The organism is Pseudomonas sp. SWRI179 (assembly GCF_014268705.1).
Lineage (GTDB): Bacteria > Pseudomonadota > Gammaproteobacteria > Pseudomonadales > Pseudomonadaceae > Aquipseudomonas > Aquipseudomonas zanjanensis.
This window is the reverse complement of record NZ_JABWRA010000053.1, coordinates 1-20,895: the sequence shown is the minus strand read 5'-3', so window position 1 is coordinate 20,895 and position 20,895 is coordinate 1. Positions and strand designations below refer to the sequence as shown.

General features: G+C 57.0%; 5 protein-coding genes and 1 pseudogene. 5 read left to right on the top strand and 1 reads right to left on the bottom strand.

The window, feature by feature from the left end:
• Nucleotides 1–115: 115 nt before the first annotated feature.
• The 5 genes from HU767_RS23910 (at nucleotide 116) to HU767_RS23890 (ending at nucleotide 20,413) form a co-directional block, all read left to right on the top strand.
• Entirely contained in the window at nucleotides 116–2,638 is a 2,523-nt protein-coding gene (locus tag HU767_RS23910) for a sialidase family protein (protein WP_186730625.1), read from the top strand.
• Nucleotides 2,639–2,961: 323 nt separating this feature from the next.
• Nucleotides 2,962–4,668, top strand: coding sequence for a ShlB/FhaC/HecB family hemolysin secretion/activation protein (locus HU767_RS23905; RefSeq protein WP_186730624.1), 1,707 nt, complete (start codon nucleotides 2,962–2,964; stop codon nucleotides 4,666–4,668).
• Nucleotides 4,669–4,691: 23 nt separating this feature from the next.
• On the top strand, nucleotides 4,692–19,292 hold the full coding sequence (locus HU767_RS23900; RefSeq protein ID WP_186730623.1) for a hemagglutinin repeat-containing protein: 14,601 nt from the start codon (nucleotides 4,692–4,694) through the stop codon (nucleotides 19,290–19,292).
• The gene (locus HU767_RS23895; RefSeq protein WP_186730622.1) at nucleotides 19,289–19,687 is read left to right on the top strand and encodes a contact-dependent growth inhibition system immunity protein; all 399 of its coding nucleotides are present in this window, start codon (nucleotides 19,289–19,291) and stop codon (nucleotides 19,685–19,687) included. Before HU767_RS23900 ends, HU767_RS23895 begins: the two co-directional genes overlap by 4 nt.
• A 342-nt stretch (nucleotides 19,688–20,029) precedes the next feature.
• Nucleotides 20,030–20,413, top strand: a complete 384-nt coding sequence (locus HU767_RS23890) for a hypothetical protein (protein ID WP_186730621.1) — start codon at nucleotides 20,030–20,032, stop codon at nucleotides 20,411–20,413.
• A gap of 48 nt (nucleotides 20,414–20,461) precedes the next feature.
• Here the strand turns inward: HU767_RS23890 and HU767_RS23885 are convergent.
• Nucleotides 20,462–20,647, bottom strand: a pseudogene (locus tag HU767_RS23885) (transcriptional regulator); the annotation flags it as partial.
• Nucleotides 20,648–20,895 lie beyond the last annotated feature (248 nt).

The window sequence follows — 20,895 nt, the reverse complement described above, 5'->3', positions numbered from 1 at the left end:
CAGAAACGGTTGAGCCTGAACACGTCGCTGTCGGTGCAGATCATGCTTTAGCAATGGAATAACTACCCAAGTACACGTGCGGCCTGGGTAGTCACTCACTCAAGGAATGAAAGCGATGAGCCTTAGAACGATACTCGGTCGGCTGATGTTGTGTCTGTGTGGTTTATTTATTGTCTCCTCAAGCTATGCGGAAAGCGTGATTGTCGCGACGCCGCAACAAGGCGTAGGGATCGAAGTGAATGTCTTTGATAACCCGGATGACGTCAGTGGCAAGCCGTCTTCAACGAGCGTGGTGCGCTACAGTTCATCGTACTTTGTCCCCGTGGTGCAGTCGTTCAAGGGCAAGGTCTACATGTTCTGGGCCAGCAACAATGATCAAAAGAATATTTATTTCTCTTCTTCGGTAGAGGGAAAAGTCTGGTCCGCGCCGAAGCCCATCCCGGTCGGTAACATCTACAGTGGTGTCTCGGCCACCGTTTTTCAGCAAAAACTGGTACTGACCTTTGCCGACTCCCCGCGCCAACAGTTAAAGACCATCAATTCCGACGACGGCATCAATTGGTCCGCTGTTGATTCGGTCAATACAATCCATACTGCCCTTAATAACAAAGCCGTCGTGTACAACGGTCAGTTGTTCATCTTGTATAACGAAAACAGTGGCAAGGCTGTTTACTACGTGACCTACGACGGCCTTAAGTGGAGCACGGAAAAAACTGCATTCCAGGAAGGTCCCGACACGATCGTGAATCTGGTACCTGTCGTCTACAACGGTGATTTAAGGGTCTATTACAGTTTTTTTAACGGCGGGCTGTTCGAGCGTACTTATGACCGGGGTGGGAACTGGGGCGCGAAGCAGGGCCTGAAGGGTATACCTGACAAGAGTTCCCTGAACAGTGCCACGATGGTCAATGAACGGTTGTTCATCAGCAGTGGCCCCAATGTTTTTTATTCCACCGCTTCAACCGGTCCAACCGGTTCAATCAATGGACTTGAATGGGCGCCCTATTTCGCTTTTCCCGGACGTTCCGCCTACCCCTCGGGATTGGGCGTTTCCTACGCCATTACCACAAGCGATCTAACCACGCGCAACCCGAAACTGCCGGCCGATCTGGCCACAGGCCTCAGCCATACCGATTACGCAACGTTCGCCTGGCGCAGCTTTTTCGCCCTCAACAACACGGCAGCGGCACCATTGCCCGCTAACCGCGGCGTCGGCAATCCCGCCAGCAGTTTTGCTGATTCGGGCAAGGTGTCAAAGTCTCCCAGCCCGTTGTTATGGCAAACCTTCGCGCACCGTACCGAGTTGTTTCCGGCAATCAATAAAAACGGCGCAGGCGGACCTACGCGTCCGTTTGGTTCTGACCCGCAATACAGTTATATCGAGTTTCCCCAGGGGGCGCCTTTGGCGTCGGGCGCTACCTATGCTCATTACAACAATTTGGATGAGGCGACCCAGATAGGGCAAAACGCGATATTTTTCCCTGTGAATCCCCCCTATCCAGCGAAGACAAAAGACGACCCAACCGGGGACTACGCGCCTTCAAAGGACAGTCAGATATTGTTTGAGGCCAAGGCGAATCCAGTCATCTATGAGTATGCTCGGAAGCTGACAAGCTATCCCGACACCAATATCGTCTTGCCCGACGGCGCGGTGGAGGTCAAGGCGGCATGGCGCAAGCTGGCAGACATTCCAGTACCGAATCAATCGCGCTACCACACGGCAACTGTGGTGACCTATCGGGGCACCGACGCTCAGCCGGTTGCATACAATGAAGACTACGCTTTGGTCGCCTTGCACATTATCCATAAGACGCCCAACTACCCGACCTTCATCTTCGCCACGTTCGAGCACGAAGATGCCCTGACAAGTGACGGCAAACCGACCGGTCTCTACTACATCGCCAACTACAACAAGATTGACTATCCCTCCTCCTCAGCAGTAGCGCCTAATCCACCGGTCGCGACCTTCTCTGATGGCAACACAACCCATACGGTTACCCTGCCCAGAGAGGATTTCGTAAAATCGAGCGTTAATCCGCAAATCTACTCCGGCACCAAGGGGATCCCTGAGGGGCAAGCCGGTCCGATTGCTGTAGTGCAACCGCAAACCGTCTTTAACGAAGTCGCTGCGGTCAACGATCAGATCAAAGCGCTGATGAACGGGAGCAGCGAATTCACCAGTTCGGTCTGGAAGCATTACAAACTTAAAGGGGTGCAGGCTATCCCTTCTAGCGAGCAAACCGACCCGGATTACTACCTGGCCAATATCATGGTCGAGAGCAGCCAGCCGGGGATCCAGCTGTTTCGCGGTAGCAACTCATTTCCCATTCCAGAGGACAGCGTCCTGACCAATACTCGCGACTTCCTGAACATCAGGGTGCCCGATTATGACCACAGCACGAAAAGCACCCTGACCATGGGCGGTTGCATGGGGTGTCACGGCATTGCCCAGAGCCAATTGAAGCAAGGTTTCAGCTTCCTGTTTGATGCGATCAATATTGGTAGCTCCGCTCGCCCCACCGGCTTTTCGAACCCCGAAACCGTAGGCTTGCCAGATCCTAAAACCATGAATGCACGGGCCCTGAAATACTCTTTGGGTTTTCAGAATAAGGATGTGGTGGAGAGTATGGGCAAGTAGCAGCCAAACACCTCGAGCAGGGAAGGTCGCAAACGGGGACCACTCTGCTGCCTGAAGCAGAAGCAACACGCTTTCAATAAAAAACCGGACTTTGGGTCCGGTTTTTTTATGGGCGAAACCCGCCTGCCACGCTGCCTGTTCGTTTTGTAGGCGATTTCCAATCTTGCCCAGGACCTTTCGTACCCCCATACCGGAACCCTCTGATTCAGATGAATGGTTCTAGGAATAGCCTCAAAGCCAAACCCATTTAGTTGACGTCAAAATGATGGCTCATTAATATCGCGCCACTATTTTGATGTCACTTTCCACTCGAGGGATCGAACATGTCCTCACCCGCCTTTTGGGCGAGGTTGTGCCTGGCTTTGCTGTGCCTTTCTCCACTCACCCTGGCTCACGCCGCCCCCACGCCTGGCGACACGGACCTGATCCGTGAGCGCCAGAATCGCTTGCTCGAAGAGCAGCGCCGTCGCCTGGAGGAACTCAAGGACCTGCCCGGCCAGGAGGCGAAGCCGACCCAGCCGAGCGCACCTGCCGATACCCGTTGCTTCCCCATCAAGACCATCGAACTCAAGGGCGCCGACAGCCTTTCCGTTGGCGAGCGCGAGCAATTGCTCAAGCCCTACATCGGCCAATGCCTGGGCGTGCCGCAGCTTAACGAACTGCTCAAAGTCATCACTGACCATTACATCGAAAAGGGCTTGGTCACCAGCCGCGCCTATCTGCCGCAGCAGGATCTGTCCGGCGGGCATCTGAGCGTGTTGGTGGTGGAAGGGCGGCTCGAAGGCCTCAAGGGGGCCGAGACCAGCCAGCTATCGGACCGTGAGTTGGCGATGGCTTTTCCCGGTGCGACCGGCGAGTTGGTCAACCTGCGGGAGATCGAGCAGATGGTCGATCAGCTCAATCGCCTGCCGTCGAACCAGGCAAAAATGGAATTGACGCCAGGGCAGAACGTCGGTGGCAGTGAAGTGCGGGTCACCAATGAACCGAAAAAGCCTTGGCGCGCCGGCCTGTCGCGTAGCAACGATGGCCAGCGCAGCACCGGCGAGCAGCAGTGGGGCAGCAGTTTCGAATGGGACAGCCCGCTGGGCCTGGCCGACCAGTTGATGTTGCGCGGTGGTCATGACGCGATGACCGACCACCAGCACACCTCCAACAACGCCATGCTCTATTACAACCTGCCCTGGGGCTGGTGGAACGTCAGTTACACCTACAGCCAGAGCGAATACCGCTCGCAGATCCCGGCCAACGGTTTCAACTTCAAGCAGACAGGCGACAGCCAGAACCATCAGTTGCGGGTCGAGCGGGTGATCCACCGCGACGCCCTGAGCAAGACCTCCCTCAATACGGGCCTGGCGTACCTGCGCACCAACAACTTCATCGAAGACAGCAAGCTGGCGGTGAGCAGTAATCGGCTCAGCGAAGCGCAGTTCGGCATCAACCATGGCCGGCGGGTTGGCAATGCTTTCGTCAACCTCGACTTGGGCATGCAAGAGGGGATCGGCGCCTTCGATGCCCAGGACGACAACGATCCGGGTCCCGGCCAGGCCGATGCCCGCTACCGCAAATACACCGCCACCGCCAGCTACCTGCAACCGTTCCAGGTGTGGGGCGAGTCCTTCAGCTTCAGCAGCCTGATGACCGGCCAGCGCAGCGAAGACGTGCTGTTCAGCCCGCAGCGCATGAGCCTGGGCGGCCAGTCATCGATCCGTGGCTATAAGGATCAGTCGCTGTCCGGCGACAGCGGCGGTTATTGGCGCAACGACCTACGTTGGAGCCGTCCGGTGACGCTGGAATGGCTGCGTCCGGTGTTTGGTGAGTACGGCACCAGCCTCGGTTACGACCAGGGTGTGATCCGTGGCGATCGCTACAACGGCGACCAGCACGGGCGCATGTCGAGCAACTCGCTGGAGTTGTTTGCCCGCGGTGAGCACCTGAACGCCAGCGTCACCTTCGCCCATTCCCTGGAACGCCCGGATGCCCTGACCGAGCGCGAAGCGCCGATCTACTTCCGCGTGGATGTACTTCTCTAATTCCGCTGCAACGAGACCTGAACATGGACGACCGTCAACACGCCTTCCTGGCCCGCCAACCTTCCGCTGCCCTGCAACCCCGCGAGCAGTTCTGGGGCATGCCCAAGCGCGGCCTGGCGTTCCTGTTGGCCAACGTCATGTTTTGGCAACCGATGTGGGCCCAGGCCGACGGCATCATCGTCAGTGCGCCGGGCACTGGCCTGGATCGGGCGGGCAACGGCGTGCCCATCGTCAACATCGCCAAGCCCAACGGCAGCGGCCTGTCTCACAACCAGTTCAGCGATTACAACGTCGGCAGCAACGGCGTGATCCTCAACAACGCCACCGCCCGCACGCAGTCCACGCAACTGGGCGGGATCATTATCGGCAACCCGAACCTCAACGGTACGGCCGCCACGACCATCCTCAACGAGGTCAACGGCGGCAACCCCAGCCAGTTGCGTGGCTACACCGAAGTGGCGGGACAGTCGGCCCATGTCATCGTCGCCAACCCCTATGGCATCACCTGCAATGGTTGCGGTTTTATCAACAGCCCGAAAGTGACCTTGAGTACCGGTAAACCGGTGGTGGAAAACGGTCGGCTGGATCGTTATCAGGTGGACCAGGGCAGCGTCGCCATCGAAGGAGCGGGCCTCAACGCCAACAACGTTGATCGCTTCGAAATCATCACCCGCAGCGCCAAGATCAACGCCGAAATCCAGGCCAAGAACCTGACGATTGTGGCCGGACGCAACGACGTCACCGCCAATACCCTCGACGCCACCGCCCGCGCCGATGACGGCAGCGCTAAACCGCAACTGGCCATCGACTCCTCGGCCTTGGGGGGCATGTACGCCGGCGCGATCAAGCTGGTGGGCACCGAGGCGGGCGTCGGCGTGAAGCTGGACGGCAAACTGATCGCCAGCGGCGGCGATATCCAGCTCGACGCCAACGGTCGCCTGAGCCTGGCCGAGACCTCGGCCAGCGGCGCCGTCAACGTCAAGGCTGCCAGCCTCGATGCTCGGGGTGCGGTCTATGCCGGCACTACGCTGAACGCCCAGACACAAGGCAACTTGAGCAACCAGCAAACCCTCGCGGCGCGGAACAGCATCACGCTGAATGCGGGTGGGCAGTTGACCAACAACGGCATCATCGAAGCCGGGGTCAATGCCGACGCTACGCGCAATGCGACGGGAGATGTAAACCTTACGGCGCAGAGCCTGAGTAACGACGGCAAGAGCATCGTTGCCAGCCGGAACCTCACGGCCAATGTTGGGCAGACCCTGAGCAACCAAGGCGGGACCTTGAGTGCCGGCCAAACGGCCACGGTCAAAGCCGGGAGCCTGGACAACCAAAACAAGGGCAGGGTGCTGAGCGGCACCGCGCTGAACATCACTGCCGATAAGTTGCTCAACGCCCAAGGCGTGGTCAGCAGCAACGGCAACCAGACAGCCAACGTCGGGCAGTTGAACAACAGCAGCGGCGAACTCAACAGCCTGAGCAACATCACGTTGCGCGTCGCCTCGCTGGATAACGTGGCAGGTCTGGTGGCGGCGGGGCAGATGCTTGACATCAACGCCAGCGGCCAAGTGAACAACCGGAACGGGCGGCTCTCCGCCAGCAAACGCGCTCAGTTGACGGCGGCGTCAATGGACAATACGGCGGGTCGATTGCTCAGCGACGGAGCGATCACCGCCAGTATTTCGGCACAGTTGCTCAATCAGGCCGGGCTATTGTCATCGGCTGGCCTGTTGACCCTCAACGCGGCGAATCTGGATAACCGCCAGGGTGGCGTCGTCACTGCCGCCCAGGCGGCCAGCCTCAACGTCGGCACGCTGGATAACCGTGGCGGCGAAGTGTCGAGCCAGGGCGTCCTGGCCCTGGTCGGCACCGAACTGGACAACAGCGATAGCGGCAAGCTGATTGCCTATGGCGACCTGCGCCTGACCCTCGAACGCTTGACCAACCAGACCAAGGGATTGATCTCCACTCGCGCAGCCTTGGCGATCGACGCGCAACGACTGGACAACCGCCAGGGATCGCTTTATGCCCAGCAAGGCCTGAATCTAAACTTGGGCGGGGCACTGCTCAACGCCCAGGGCAGTGTGAAAAGCGACACCACCGCCAGCCTCAAAGCCGCCGAGATAAATAACGACGGTGGCCAGATTTCCAGCATCGGTGCGTTGAGCCTCGACAGCAAGGGAGCCCTGAGCAACGTCGGCGGCAACGTGATCAGCAGTGACACGCTGCTATTGAAGGCTGGCCAAGTGAATAACGCCAACGGCCGCATCGCCAGTGCCAAAGCCCTGGATGCCAGTGTCACCGGCCTCGATCAACAGAACGGCCAGTTGTTCAGCAACACCCGCCTATCCCTCGACCTCAACCATGGGCAGTTGAATAACCAGGGCGGGCTGATCAACACCCCGGGCAGCCTGTTGTTGAAAAACCTGGCGGCGGTGAACAACCGCGATGGCGAGATCTCCAGCGACAAGGCGTTCAGCCTGAATGCCACGAGCCTAGACAATCGCGCCGGTTCGATCGTCAGCCAGCAGCGTCTCGATCTGGTCATTGCCCAGGCGTTGAATAACGCCAAAGGCCTGATCTCAGCCAACGGCCTTGAAGCGCGTGCAGCCAGCCTGGACAACAGCGGCGGCAGCCTGGGCAGCGATGCAGACCTGACGGTAAACGTCGACGGCACGTTGACCAACCTCGATGGCGAAATCTCCAGCGCGGGCCTGACCCGGCTCAACGCGATGGCCTTGGATAACCGCAACGGCCAGGTACTGGGCGACAGCGCCTTGAGCATTGACCTTGGCGGCGCGCTGGACAATCGCAACGGCGTGCTCGGTTCGGGTAAGGCCGTGGACATCAAGGCGGCCAGCCTGGACAACAGCAACGGCGGCCAATTGATCAGCGACGGCAGCCTGACCGCGCGCATCAGCGGTCTGGTGGACAATCAGGACCAAGGCCAAGTGCTTGCCAAAGGCGCGATCGACCTGCAAACCGGCAGCCTCGATAACCGCAGTGGTCGCCTGGCGGGCAACGACTTGCTGACCTTGCGCAGCGACTCGGTCGACAACCGTGGCGGGAGCATCCGTGCCGACAAGGCGCTGCAACTGACGGTCAATCAACTGGATAACCGTGATAACGGCGTCATCGCGGGCAAGAGCAGCGTCACCTTCGAAGGCTCGCGTCTGAACAACAGCGCCGGGCTGCTGACCAGCGTTGGTGTGCTGACCTTGAAGGCCGCTGAAGTGCAGAACGGCCTCGGTCGTATCTCCAGCCAAACCGACCTCACCGCCATTATCGATACCCTGCAGCAACAGGGCGGTGCGCTGGTAGCCCAAGGCAATTTGAGCCTGACCGGCAAGATTCTCGATAACCGCAACGGTGGTTTGATCGGCACCACAAAAGCGCTGGATTTGCAGGTCAGGCAGATCGATAACCGCGCGGGCGAGCTGTCCGCGGGGCTTGGCATGAAGGCGGGCGGCCAGCGACTGGACAACAGCGAGGGCGGCAAACTCATCGCCGGCACTGATCTGGAGTTGAAGGTCGCTGAGCTGATCAACCAGAGCAAAGGACTCATCCACGCCCAAGGTCAAATGACCCTCAGCGGCACCACGCTGGACAATAGCGAAGGCGTGCTCGACAGCCTCAACGGCCTGGTGATCACCCTCGATAACGCACTGTTGAACAACGAAGGGCTGATCAGCAGCGAAGGGGAATTGAGCGTCGACGTGGGCCGCCTCGATAACACCGCCGGCAGCCTGAGCAGCGCCGGCGTGTTGTCGATTGTCAGTGGTGGCGGGTTGATCAACCAGGGCGGGGCCATCAGCACCGACGCCGCGCTGATCCTCGAAAGCGCCAGCCTCGACAACAGCCAAAAGGGCCTGATCTCGGGCAAAGCCGCGACCCAAGTCACCACCGGTGCCCTCGACAACAGCCAGGGCGGGCGCCTGACCTCGGGCACTACGCTCACGCTCAACGCCACGCAGGTAAACAATGCCTCAGGCCGTATTGCCAGCAGCCAAGCCCTGACCGCGTCAGTCACCGGGCTGGATCAGCAGCAAGGCGAACTGTTCAGCAACACCCGCCTGAGCCTGGACCTGAACCACGGTCAGTTGAACAACCAGGGCGGCCTGATCAACGCCTCGGGTGCGTTGTTGTTGAGCAACCTCAAGGACGTCAATAACCAGGACGGGGAAATCTCCAGCCAGCAAGCCTTCACCCTGACCACGCAAAACCTCGACAACAGCGGCGGTAAATTGCTGAGCAGCCAAGGCCTGATGCTCAGAACCGCCCAGGTGCTCAACAACGCCCGCGGCGTCATCTCGGCAGCGTCCCTGGACAGCCGCAGCGCCAGCCTGGACAACAGCGATGGCCTGGTCAGCAGTCGTGGCCGCCTCGACTTGAATGTCGATACCGTGTTCGACAACCAGCGTGGCTCGTTGCTGGCCGACGGTGCGTTGTTGCTGGTCGCTGATCGCCTGGATAACCGTGCCGGCAGCATCGCCGGCAAGACCGGATTCAACGCCACTGTCAGCACGTTGGATAACCGTCAGGGCACACTGATCAGCACCGACGCCCTGACACTGAAGGCCGCCAGTCTCGACAACCGTCAGGCCGGTTTGATCGGCGCGACAAAAGCGCTGGATCTCAATGTCGACGATCTTGATAACCGTGGCGGTGAGCTGTCCGGCAGCGCCGATGTCACGCTGGTCAGCCAGAACCTCGACAACAGCGACGGTGGCCAGGTATTCGCCGGGCAGGCGCTGAAACTGACCGTGGATAAATTGCTCAACCGCACCAAAGGCCTGCTCAGCGCCAAGACTCAGTTAAGCCTCGATGGCGGGTCCCTGGATAACAGCGGCGGTTACCTGATCAGCCAGCAGAACCAGCGCATCAACCTGAGCCGCGATCTGCTCAACACCCAAGGCCAACTCAGCAGCGAAGGCACGCTGCATGTCAGCGCCGCCAACCTCACCAACACCGGCGGCAGTCTGTCCAGTGCGGCGGATTTGACCGTGCACAGCCTGGGGCGTCTCGATAACCAGGGCGGCGAACTGGTCACCGATGGCGCGTTGCTGCTCACCAGCGCAGCACTGGACAATCGCCGGCAGGGCAACATCAGCGCTAAAGGCGCGGTAAACGTCACCACCGGTGCGTTCGACAACAGCCAGCAGGGGCGGCTCAACAGTGGCAGCACGCTGAACCTCACGGCCGCCCAGGTCACCAACCAGGAGGGCGGTCGCATCGGCAGCCAAGGCGCGTTGACCGCATCGGTTTCCGGCCTTGATCAACAGGGCGGCCAACTGTTCAGCAACACCTCGCTGAGCCTGGACATGAACAACGGCCAGCTCAATAACCAGAGCGGCTTGATCAACGCCCCCGGCGCGTTGCTGCTGAAAAACCTCAACGGTGTGAACAACCAGGGCGGTGAAATCTCCAGTGCCCTGGCCCTCACCCTGGCGGCTAAAAACATCAACAACGATGGCGGCCGGCTGCTCAGCAACCAGGGCCTGACCCTGCGCATCGCCCAGGCGCTGAACAACGTCAAAGGCATGATCGGCGCGGCCAGCGTCGATGCCCACGCTCAAAGCCTGAACAACAACAGCGGCACGCTCACCAGCCGTGGCAATCTCGTCCTGACGGTCGATCAGCAACTGGATAACCAAGCCCAAGGCCTGGTCAGCGCCGCGCAATTGCTCACGCTCAACAGCGGTGACCTGAACAACCAGGGCGGCAGTGTGCTGGCGGGCGGTGCTTTGGTCCTCAATGCCATGGCCCTGAACAACAGCGCCAATGGCCTGATCAATGCCCAGGACGATCTCACGCTCACCGCCAATGCGCTGGACTCCAGCAATGGCGGCGAAGTATCGGCCAAGGGCGACATCAACCTGACCTTGGCGGCGCTGACGCAAAACGGCGGTCGCCTGATGGGCGAACAGGCCATGACGCTGAACCTGGGCGGCCATGACCTGAACAATCGCAATGGCCTGATCACCGCCAAAGGTCCGCTGACCCTCAACGGCCTGCGCGACCTGAATAACCAGGGCGGTGAAGTGTCCAGCAGCCAGAGCTTCACCCTGGCCGGACGTACGCTCGATAACACGGGCGGCAAGCTGATCAGCAGCAACCTGCTTAGCCTCAACGCCACCAGCCTGATCAACCAGAACGGCCTGATCTCTGGCTGGCAGGGGCTGGACGTCAGGGGTACCAGCCTCGACAACCGCAACAACGGCACGCTCTCCAGCCGCAATGGCGACGTCGGCGTCACCCTCAGCGGGGCACTGCTCAACAGCGGCGCCGGTGCACTGGTCGGTCAGCAAAAACTCACCGTCAGCGCCGCCAGCCTGGACAATAGCAGCGGCGGGATTCTTTCCAGCGGCGGCGACCAGACCCTGACGGTCACTGACGGTCTGCTCAACAACGCCCAAGGCGGCCTGATCGACAGCGGCGCCCTCCTGGTCATGAACGCCATGACCCTGGGCAACGCCAGCGGTACCGTCAACGCGCAAAAGGCCTTGAAATTCACCGGCACCACCTTGGACAACAGCGGCGGCAGACTAGTCGGTAACGCTGCCGTGACCCTGGGCCTGCTGGGTGCGCTGAGCAACACCAATGGCAAAGTCGCCAGTGTTGGCCCATTGCGGGTCGAACGCGCCACACAGATCAGCAACCAGGGCGGCCAGATCGCCAGCCAAGGTTCGTTGACCTTGTCCACCGATGGCCTGGACAACAGCAATACCGGCACCGTCGCCGCGAAAAATGCGCTAGAGATCACTGCCTCCGGAGCCGTGCAGAACCATAGCAACGGCCTGATCTACAGCCAGACGGCCGATGTTGCACTCGATGCCGCGAGCCTTGCCAATGGCCAGGGTGAGATGCAAGGCCAGACTGGCCTCAAGCTTGAACTGGACGGCAATCTGGATAACCAGGGCGGCAAGCTCATCGCCCAAACCGGCGATGTCAACGTGACCTCGGCGAATATCGACAACCGTGGTGGCATCCTCGCCAGCCTCAAGGGCGCCCTTGAGGCGAGAACCGTGGGCGTGCTGCGCAACGGCTTCGATGTGAACAACAAGGGGGGCGTGATCCAAGGCCAAGGCTTGGACCTGCGCGCCTTGGTCGGGCTGAACAACAACGGTGGTCGGATCGCCGCGCAGAATGGCGATGTCGTCATCGACACCGCCAACTTCAACAACCGCAACGGCGGTCTTTATGCCTCTGGGCTGATCAAGGTCGCCGGCACCGGTGCCAGCGTGGACAACACCGCCGGACAGATCGCCGGCAACGCCATCCATTTGGATCTGGACGGTGCCCTGACCAACCGTGGCGGCATTCTGGAAAGCGACAGCTCCTTGGCGGTCAGCGCTGCGAGCGTCGATAACCAGACCGGCCAACTGCGAGCCCTTGGGGGCGCGGGCAAAACCGACTTCCAGATCGGCAGCCTCTTCGACAACCGCAACGGCAAGCTGGAAAGTGCCAACACTCACCTGACCCTGTCCGCCAACAGCTTCCTCAACAGCGGCGGCCAATTGCTGCATCTGGGCGACGGCACCTTCGATATCTCCCTGGCCAACGTCACTGGCGCCGGCGGCGACATCGTCACCCGTGGCGGCCTGACGCTCAAAGCCGACACCTGGACCAACACCAGCGCCATCCAGGCCGGACGGCTGACGGTCGACGTCAACAACTTCACCCAGACCGAGACTGGGCAACTGCTGGCTTCGACGCAACTGGAAGGCAAGGGTGGGAATTGGGTCAACAATGGGTTGATCGCCAGTGATGGTGGCTTGGGCTTGCAGTTGACCGGGCGGTATAGCGGCAATGGCCGGGTCACCAGCCTGGGCGACATGACGGTAGACGCCGCTGCGATCGACTTGAGTAGCGTGGCCAGTATCACCGGTGGCGGGACCACGACGATCGGTGGGCGCGGTGGCCTGGGTAGCCTGAACAATTACGGGCGGCTGACATCGGCGAGTGCACTGAATATCACTGCGAGCACCATTAATAACTATGGGACGGTTGCCGGTGCGGATGGATTGAAACTGACGGCTTCGACCTTGCTGAACGATCAAGGTGGGTTCTTGTTCAGCGGCGAAGACATGAAGCTGCGGGTGGGGAACTTTACCAACCGTAAGTCGGATGTTTATGCCCTAGAGGACATTGATGTAGCGCGCAATGACTTGGGGGGACGGTCGGCGTTGATGGAGAATGATTCGGGCACCATGGAGAGTGGGCGGGATTTTTCCATTAATGCGGATTCGATTATTAATAAGCGGGGGGATTTTACGACTGAGGCGGAGTTGTATTCGTCGGCGTTGGGCTTTCGTTGCAATAGTTGTGATTCGCTTCCTCAATATGGATACGAACAGATACCCTACTACCTGGTCTATAAACAGCAGTACCGTGTCTTGGTATCCGGGGACTCTACCGCAGGGGCGGCCTCATTGAGTGCTGGGAGAAATCTAACTGTCAATGGTGCGTCATTTCTTAATTCAAACTCAACTACTGCAGCTGCAGGTGATATTTCTATAGTCGTCGATAATTTTGAAAATTCCGGCACGGCTCTGGGGGATTATACGAGTTATCAATACATAAATTATAATAATATCCAGAATGGGGAAGAGCTGCAGAGGGTTGTGGATTATAACTTATACAATGATTCTGGCTATAATAATGATATTCGTTTTTGGAATGCTGCGGGGAATGAAAGTTTTGTTCTGTCGCGTAATTTTATGACCACTAACAAACCTGTAGATAGGGAATATTATCAGATTGTTGGTCCTGTGGTTAATATGGTTGATAGCTATAGCGGTGGAGGAACAAAAGTAGTAGTTTTTAATGAGTCTAAGTATTCTTCGGGTGTTCGGACCGAGTTGCCAGATTTTATAAAAAGACTTGTTCCATTTAAACAGGAGGTTTTTACTTCTACCGCATCCGACAGTTTTGCCCCAGCCATCATCCAAGCCGGCGGCAACGTCTCCATTACCGCAACAAACAAAATCACCAACGGTGTGGAGCGCCCATTCTCCACCGGCATCACAACGTCGTCCCGCAACACCACAACCGCCGCCGCAGGATCAGGCAAAACCACGGTCGTGACCCTGAACAGCCAACTCCCACCGGACTTGGCCCAACAACAAATAAACCCCCTGACACTCCCCGGCTTCAGCCTCCCCACCGGGCAAAACGGCCTGTTCCGGCTGAGTGGGCAGGGCGCCAGCGACGCGTCAGCCTCCCAGACCCCGGTCGTGTCGCAGAACTGGACAATCGGCGGCGCCAGCGTGAGCGCATCGAATCGATCCACCGCCGCGCCGATCACCAATGTGCGCGACATCGAGATCGCCGATGTCACCCAGGTTTCCGCCGCCGAACGACAGGTGCAGTTGTTGACCCGTGACAGCGGCGGCGTCACCGCCGGCGCGTCCGCCATTCAGGTCACCGCCCCAACGGACTCATCCACAGGCACGCCGCAACTGCCAGGGCATAGCCTCGATGGCACCATCACCCGTGGCGCCGACATTGCGCTGGACACTTCGGGCACGCCGCCAATTGGCGTCAGTCGCCCAACCGACGCCTCGGTAAGCGCGCCAGTGCCTGTCACCGGTCAAACGGTGGCGCGGGTCACGGGGCTACCCAGCACAACCGTGGCTTCCAAACCGCAAAAATACCTGATCGAAACCAACCCGGTCCTTACCAACCTCAAGTCATTCACCAGCTCGGATTATCTGCTGACGAAACTCGGCTACGACGCGGACACCAGCGCCAAGCGGTTGGGTGACGGCCTGTTCGAACAACGACTCATCCAACAGGCCGTCGTCGCCCGTACCGGCCAACGCTTCATCGACGGCCAGACCTCCGACGAGGCGATGTTCACCTACCTGATGAACAACGCCATCGCCAGCAAAGACGCCCTCAACCTGTCGGTAGGTGTCACCCTCACCGCCCAACAAGTCGCCGCCCTGACCCACGACATCGTCTGGCTCGAAGAGCACGAAGTGAATGGCGAAAAGGTGCTGGTGCCGGTGTTGTATATGGCCCAGGCCAATAATCGTCTGGCACCTAATGGTGCGTTGATCCAAGGCGGTGACGTCAATCTGATCGCAGGGCAGGCTCTAGCTAACGCGGGTACATTGCGTGCCACTGATAAACTTTCCGCTAAAGCGGGCAGCGATCTCACCAACGCTGGGCTGATCGAAGCGGGCGGTCGACTTGATCTTCTGGCCGGTAACAACCTTGTCAACAAATCGGGCGGCATCATTGCCGGTCGTGACGTGAGCCTGACCACCACCCACGGGGATGTGATCAATCAACGTGATGTGACGGGTATCGATACCCGGTTCGGCAACAACTCAACTCATCGCGATTATCTTGATAACGCTTCCAGAATCGAGGCAGCGAATGACCTGCAAATCGATACCGGTCGAGACATCAACAACATTGGGGGTGTTATTCAAAGCGGACGTGATCTGGAGTTCACTGCCGGTCGTGACGTGAATATCACATCCATTCAGGACCGCAGTACGGTTTCGCGAGGCAACAACTTCCTCAACCAAACCATCAAGCAGCATGGCGCGGAAGTTACATCTGGACGGGATCTCTCGATTAGCGCAGAGCGTGATGTGACAGCCATTGCCAGTCGGCTGGATGCCAAACGCGATATTGAGATGGGCGCGGGCTTCGATCTCCTTATCACGTCGGCCGCCGATACGAGCGATTTTGTTTCCCGCAGCAAAAGACGCAAAGAGGAAAAACACAGCGTCACACAGCAAGCTTCCTCGCTCAATGCTGGCCGCGATATTGCGCTCTACGCGGGCAATGACTTGGGCGTTATCGCCAGCCGAATCAAGGCCGAAGAAGACATCAGTCTCGACGCTGATCAAGACGTCATCATTGCCTCCGCACAAGATGAAAGTTCTTCTTACTACTATAAGAAGAAAAAAGGTTCGTTCGGTCGGAGCAAAACAACGGAGAAACAAAGTTACAGCAGTACCAATGTCGCCTCTGTCATCGAGGCGGGACGGGATCTGACCGTTAACACATCCGTCGACGGAGATGGCAATGTCAGTCTGAATGGCGGGCGAAATGTCACGGTTATCGGTAGCGAGCTGAAGGCCGGCAATGACTTGGTCGTTGGCGCCACCGAAGACGTGGCGGTAGTTTCCGGTACTGAAGAAAGCGGGGCCTACAGCAAAAAGACCAAAACAGGTTTGTTCGGGCTGTCCAAAAGCGGCAAAAGTCAGTTGCAGACTCACGTGACTCAAGTTGGCAGCGAATTGAGCGCTGATAACGATGTGGTGGTTATTGCCGGCCATGACATTGGTATGCAAGCAAGTGAAATCACGGCGAAAAGCAATGCAGAGCTGCACGCGGGCTTGGTCGATAAGACTGGCGACATCAGTCTCACCGCTGCGGATGATCAAGCTTACAGCCGGGTCGAGGAATACAAGAAAAAGGTGGGCCTGTCTTTCAAGGACACGGTCGGTCTATTTGCCGGCACGCCTGGGGCAGGGGCCGACATTACCCTGAGTGCATCCCATAAAAAGGGCCGCGAAGTGGTCAGCAACACCAGCGTCGGCAGTCAGATCACGGCGGGGAACGATGCCATACTGGACGCTGCTCGGGATATCAACATCGTCGGCAGTGGCGTCAGCGCTGATCGGAATGCGACGCTTGATGCCGGCCGTGACGTGAACATACTCGCCGGTACCAATCAACACAGGAGCAATAGCTGGAAAACCGATAAAAGCTACGGCATCAAGCAGGATGTCGATAACAACGGCTTCACCACGTTCGTGGGCAATGAAACGATAAAGAAAGGGCGTGATGCTAACGGCAATACGGCGGCAGGTAGCCTTGTCGAAGCAGGGCATGATGTACGGATTGATGCCGGACACAACATCAATCAATTGGGGTCTGACCTACAGGCCGATAACGACATCAAGTTGAAAGCGGCTCATGACATTAACATCCTTGCCGTCAACGAGCGTAATCAAGTCACCACCACCGAAAGTGTAAAACGTAACGGCACCACGACCACCGTTGCTTACAACTTCGGCAAGACCATGGATACGTTGGGCGATTCGGGTAAGGGTGAAGACGGTGTCAGCAAAACGTCGAGCCTGTTGAAAACTGTCGATGCGCTGGATCAATTCTTTAGCGGACCCAAATTTGACGGGCACATTGGTGGCTCAAGTACGAGCGAGAGTCAGACCCAAACATCACTGACTAATCGCCCTTCAAGTCTTTCGGCCGGTAACGATATCAGCCTTGAGGCCGGTAACGACGTGAATGTAGCTGGCAGTCGGTTCGACTCCGGACGTGACATCAACGTCAGTGGACGCAACATCACGCTTGATGTGGCTCACGGAGCTGAAAGCACGGATAGCCGTCAAACCCAAAGCAAAGGCGGTGTGAAGGGCGGGACCACTGGCGGTTTCAAACTGGGTGTCGGGGTAAGCAACGCCGGCGGCAAAGACGAGTCAACACAGGGAACTTCAACGACGACACAGCTCAACGCCGGTAATGACATCAATCTGAACGCCAAAAACGACCTGACCCTGATCGGCACCGAGGCGAATGCCGAGCGGGATATCAAGCTCAAGGCTGGCAACGACCTGAAGGTCCTGTCGGCGCAAAACGCCTCTAGCAGTGAAAGCAGCCGCCGCAGTTGGGGAGCTGAAGGCGGCCTCATACTGGGACAAGACGGTGTTGGTGTGTATGGCAGCGTTAATGTCGGCCTTGGAAATCTGGAGCGAGAAGGGATCCAGCAGCAAGAGGCGTACCTCTACGCCGGCAACCAGCTGAACTTTGAGAGCGGGCGTGACACTACCGTTGCTGGTGCCACGTTACGCGGGGATGAGGTGATCGGTGATGTGGGTCGTAACCTCACCGTAACCTCGGTGCCGAATACAGGCAAAGCCGAGGGTAAAGAGTTCGATGCGAGCCTTACGGTCGCCGTAAGTTACGGAGTAACCGTCAGCGGCTCGGTGGGTTACGGCCAGACCAATGGCAAAACCAATTGGGTCGAGAACCAGACAGTCATCAGCGGCAAGAACAAAGTCGACATCCGTACGCAGGACCATACGCAGCTGGATGGGGCGGTAGTGGCTGCTGATAATGGCAACTTGAAGCTCGATACCGATACATTGGGTTTCCGCGATATCACCGGCAAAGACAATGAGCACGGTTACTACCTGAATGTCAGCGGTAGCTACAACACTGGTGGTGGAGCGCAAGCCGACAAACCGAACAAGGGCATGGAAGGAAAGGAGAAAAATAGCTGGGCGCTTGAGGGTTACAACTACAACAAGGATCGTGAGCAAATTCTCCGCGCCACGGTGGGGACGGGTGAAATTGTTGTGCGTAACGACAGTGTCACGGGTACGGCCTCAACTGCGGGGCTCAATCGGGATGTGAGTAAGGCGTACGAAGTGACTCGGGATGAGGAACATCGCACGGAATTGTATGTGAGTAATACGTCTATTGATGCGGTATTGCACCCGATTGCTACCGTTGAAAGCTGGACTGAGCACGTCGTCAACTTTCCCAATACTCAGAAGGAGCAGCTCAAGCAGGTCTTAACGGCGGTTACCGACACATGGAACGATATCCAGGCTCAACATGTGGATAGCGGTGATATACCGGCAAACGTTCGTAAGGCATTTGACGAGGAGCGTGCCCTTGCGATTACCAAGAACCTCGTTCGTGCGGGTGTTGACCCCAAAACGCTCGGGGCACTCGATGAGAATGTGCTGAAAGCACTAGGTGATTTTGCTGCTCTAGCGGCTTCCTACGATGGACAGCTCCACGTTCTAAACGATGAGAAAAATGGCTCTGTTAACACGCCGTCTGATTCGAAACCGGGTGCGATGGATCTCGAGGAGATAGGAATTGATACCCTTCCGCGCAATATGGGCGAGGCCATGCTCAATCCACTCGTAGAAGCGTTGAAGGTTGCCGGCAAACTTCCAGTAGAGGAGATGCAGGCTATTTCGCTGTCTATCCAAGCGATCATGGGACCCTTGAAACTCACTGTCAGCTTGGCAGCGAATGCGGTGATTGATCAGGCGTTTGGAGAGGAAGCTGAGAAGCTGAAGGAGAAAGCTGCGATTGATTTGGCGGCTACGCTTACCGACCGGACCTCAGAATTCATGAGGGAGGTGCATGAGAAGGCCAAATCGGATGCCGATAGTATTTTGAACGGCGAACCTTATGTTGTGGTTTCTGAGTTTTTGATTGATGCCGTGCTGGGTGGTGTCCAATCTCTTGGCATAAAGGGGGGCGAAAGGGTACTGTCGGTTGCAGGCAAGGGAGGCGTTTCAGACGGAACCGGGCACATCGTACTTAATTTGAGCCAGGGGCAGCAAAGAGCGATAAATAAGATTGATAACATTCTCGTTAACTTTAAGGAAAGCGACATTATCGGTACCTTGAAGGACATGGCTGGAGATCCTGTTTCGAAGCCAGGTGGTGGTTATTGGGATCACTTGAAAGAAATGAACGATATACTGCGGGGGCTACGGAATCATGCAGATACTTTGAAAGGTGTGAATGATCCGGCTGCACAAGCCGCACGTCAAAGGGCTTTAGAAACTATTCGTCGTGTTGAATCGGCTTTAAATGGTGTGGGTATATGAACTTTCGTGAGCTGGAAAGAAAGGAAACTGTTGGTTGGTTGTCAGAGGAAAACCCATCCGCGCTAACAGAGTGGTACCTCTCAGTGCGTGATACTCCTCTGGCTAAATTAGGGGTGGGAGACATCTGTCGTTCGTTAAGACAGAGCTTGTTCGTTTGTGAAATATTACCTGTGGCTGTAGAGTTGCTAAATAATGATGTTCTGGCGGGCGAGCGCTATGATGGTGAGCTTATTTCTGCTATTGCGAGCTTGGATATAAGTTTTTTTAAGGAGAACTCATATTTGCTCCACCAAATTGTCGGGGCATTATATAAAGCCATCCAGATAACTAGCGATGCCGAGCTGTTAAAAGAATCTTTTTGTTTGATAGAGACTCTTAAAAATTTTAATGAATAAAGGGTCCCTTAGGGGCATGCGACTCCTTATAAGGATTGTAGCTGAGTTTTTCGAATCACTGTGATCTCTTTCTGAGAATTTGGTTAGAGAATAGCCATAGATGCTTTTTTTGTACTTTTTTGGTGGCGTGAAAAAGGCGTGATCTCTTAAAGTTTGTTAAGGTCAGGTTTTTTATGCATGTATCTTTGGTTTTATTAGCTGTTTTTGTATCTGCTTCGCTCGCTGGCTGCTCTTCGCATAATAAGGAGCTTCCTACTGGTCCGGTAGAAAAAAACCGTTGTGCTAATGGCGAATGAGCAAAATTCAAAAGTTATTTTTAAAGTGGTTAGCATCGAATCACCGGTGAGTTTCAAGATTGGCAAACCCGGTAATTTGCTTGCAGTAGGTGTTGTGTATAACGACGCCATGGGGCAACAGATGCCTGCGCTTTTTAGGGGGATATACAAAGGTCTCGCCAGGGGAGTCCATGGCGCTAGGCCGACTCGTGAAATTTTAGTGCCTGCAAATCAATTGACTGAGGTCGAGGGAGAAGCCAATTGGCGCAACGATCGCGGAATCAGTTATCGGTTGGAGAAATGTGGCCCGCTGTCTCTCAGCTTCCTTGCACAACCCAATAAGACATATTTGGTTGAGTTCCACCTGCAGAATTTTGCGGTGTGCAACCAAAAAATATTTGATATCTCCAAAGAGGGGCAGAAAGACCAAGTCTCGTCGACAGTTTTTTGATCAATGCCGGGGCCCCCGCAGCGCCTAACATCTTTTCCTGAAGGCTTAGAGCTGTTCGCGGAGGTCAGTCTCCTGACCCAGCTCGGTCATCCCATTGGCGCGTACGACTATTTCCATCGTTTTAGCTATATATCTTGTGTCGCCGGTTTCCTGGGCATCTCTCATAAACTCCGCAATGGCCTCTGGTGTGCTGAGATATTCTGCGGGGTCAAATTCTGTAAAGGTCTCAATCATTTTGCTCTCCGCGTATGTGAAAAACGGGCGACCCAAAGGACGCCCGTTTTCGTTACTCACCAGCTTGCGCCCGCAACCGTCTCCCAATCACATCCATCACATCACACCCATCGCGCAACGCAATCGTCAGCATCTTGAAAAAAAAGGGGACAGATTTGAATGGCACTTACTTAACGGCTAACTAGCTGATACGCCTGCAAAAAATGAAAAAAGGCTGGCCTTGGTCTACGGTGATAGTTGCGAACACA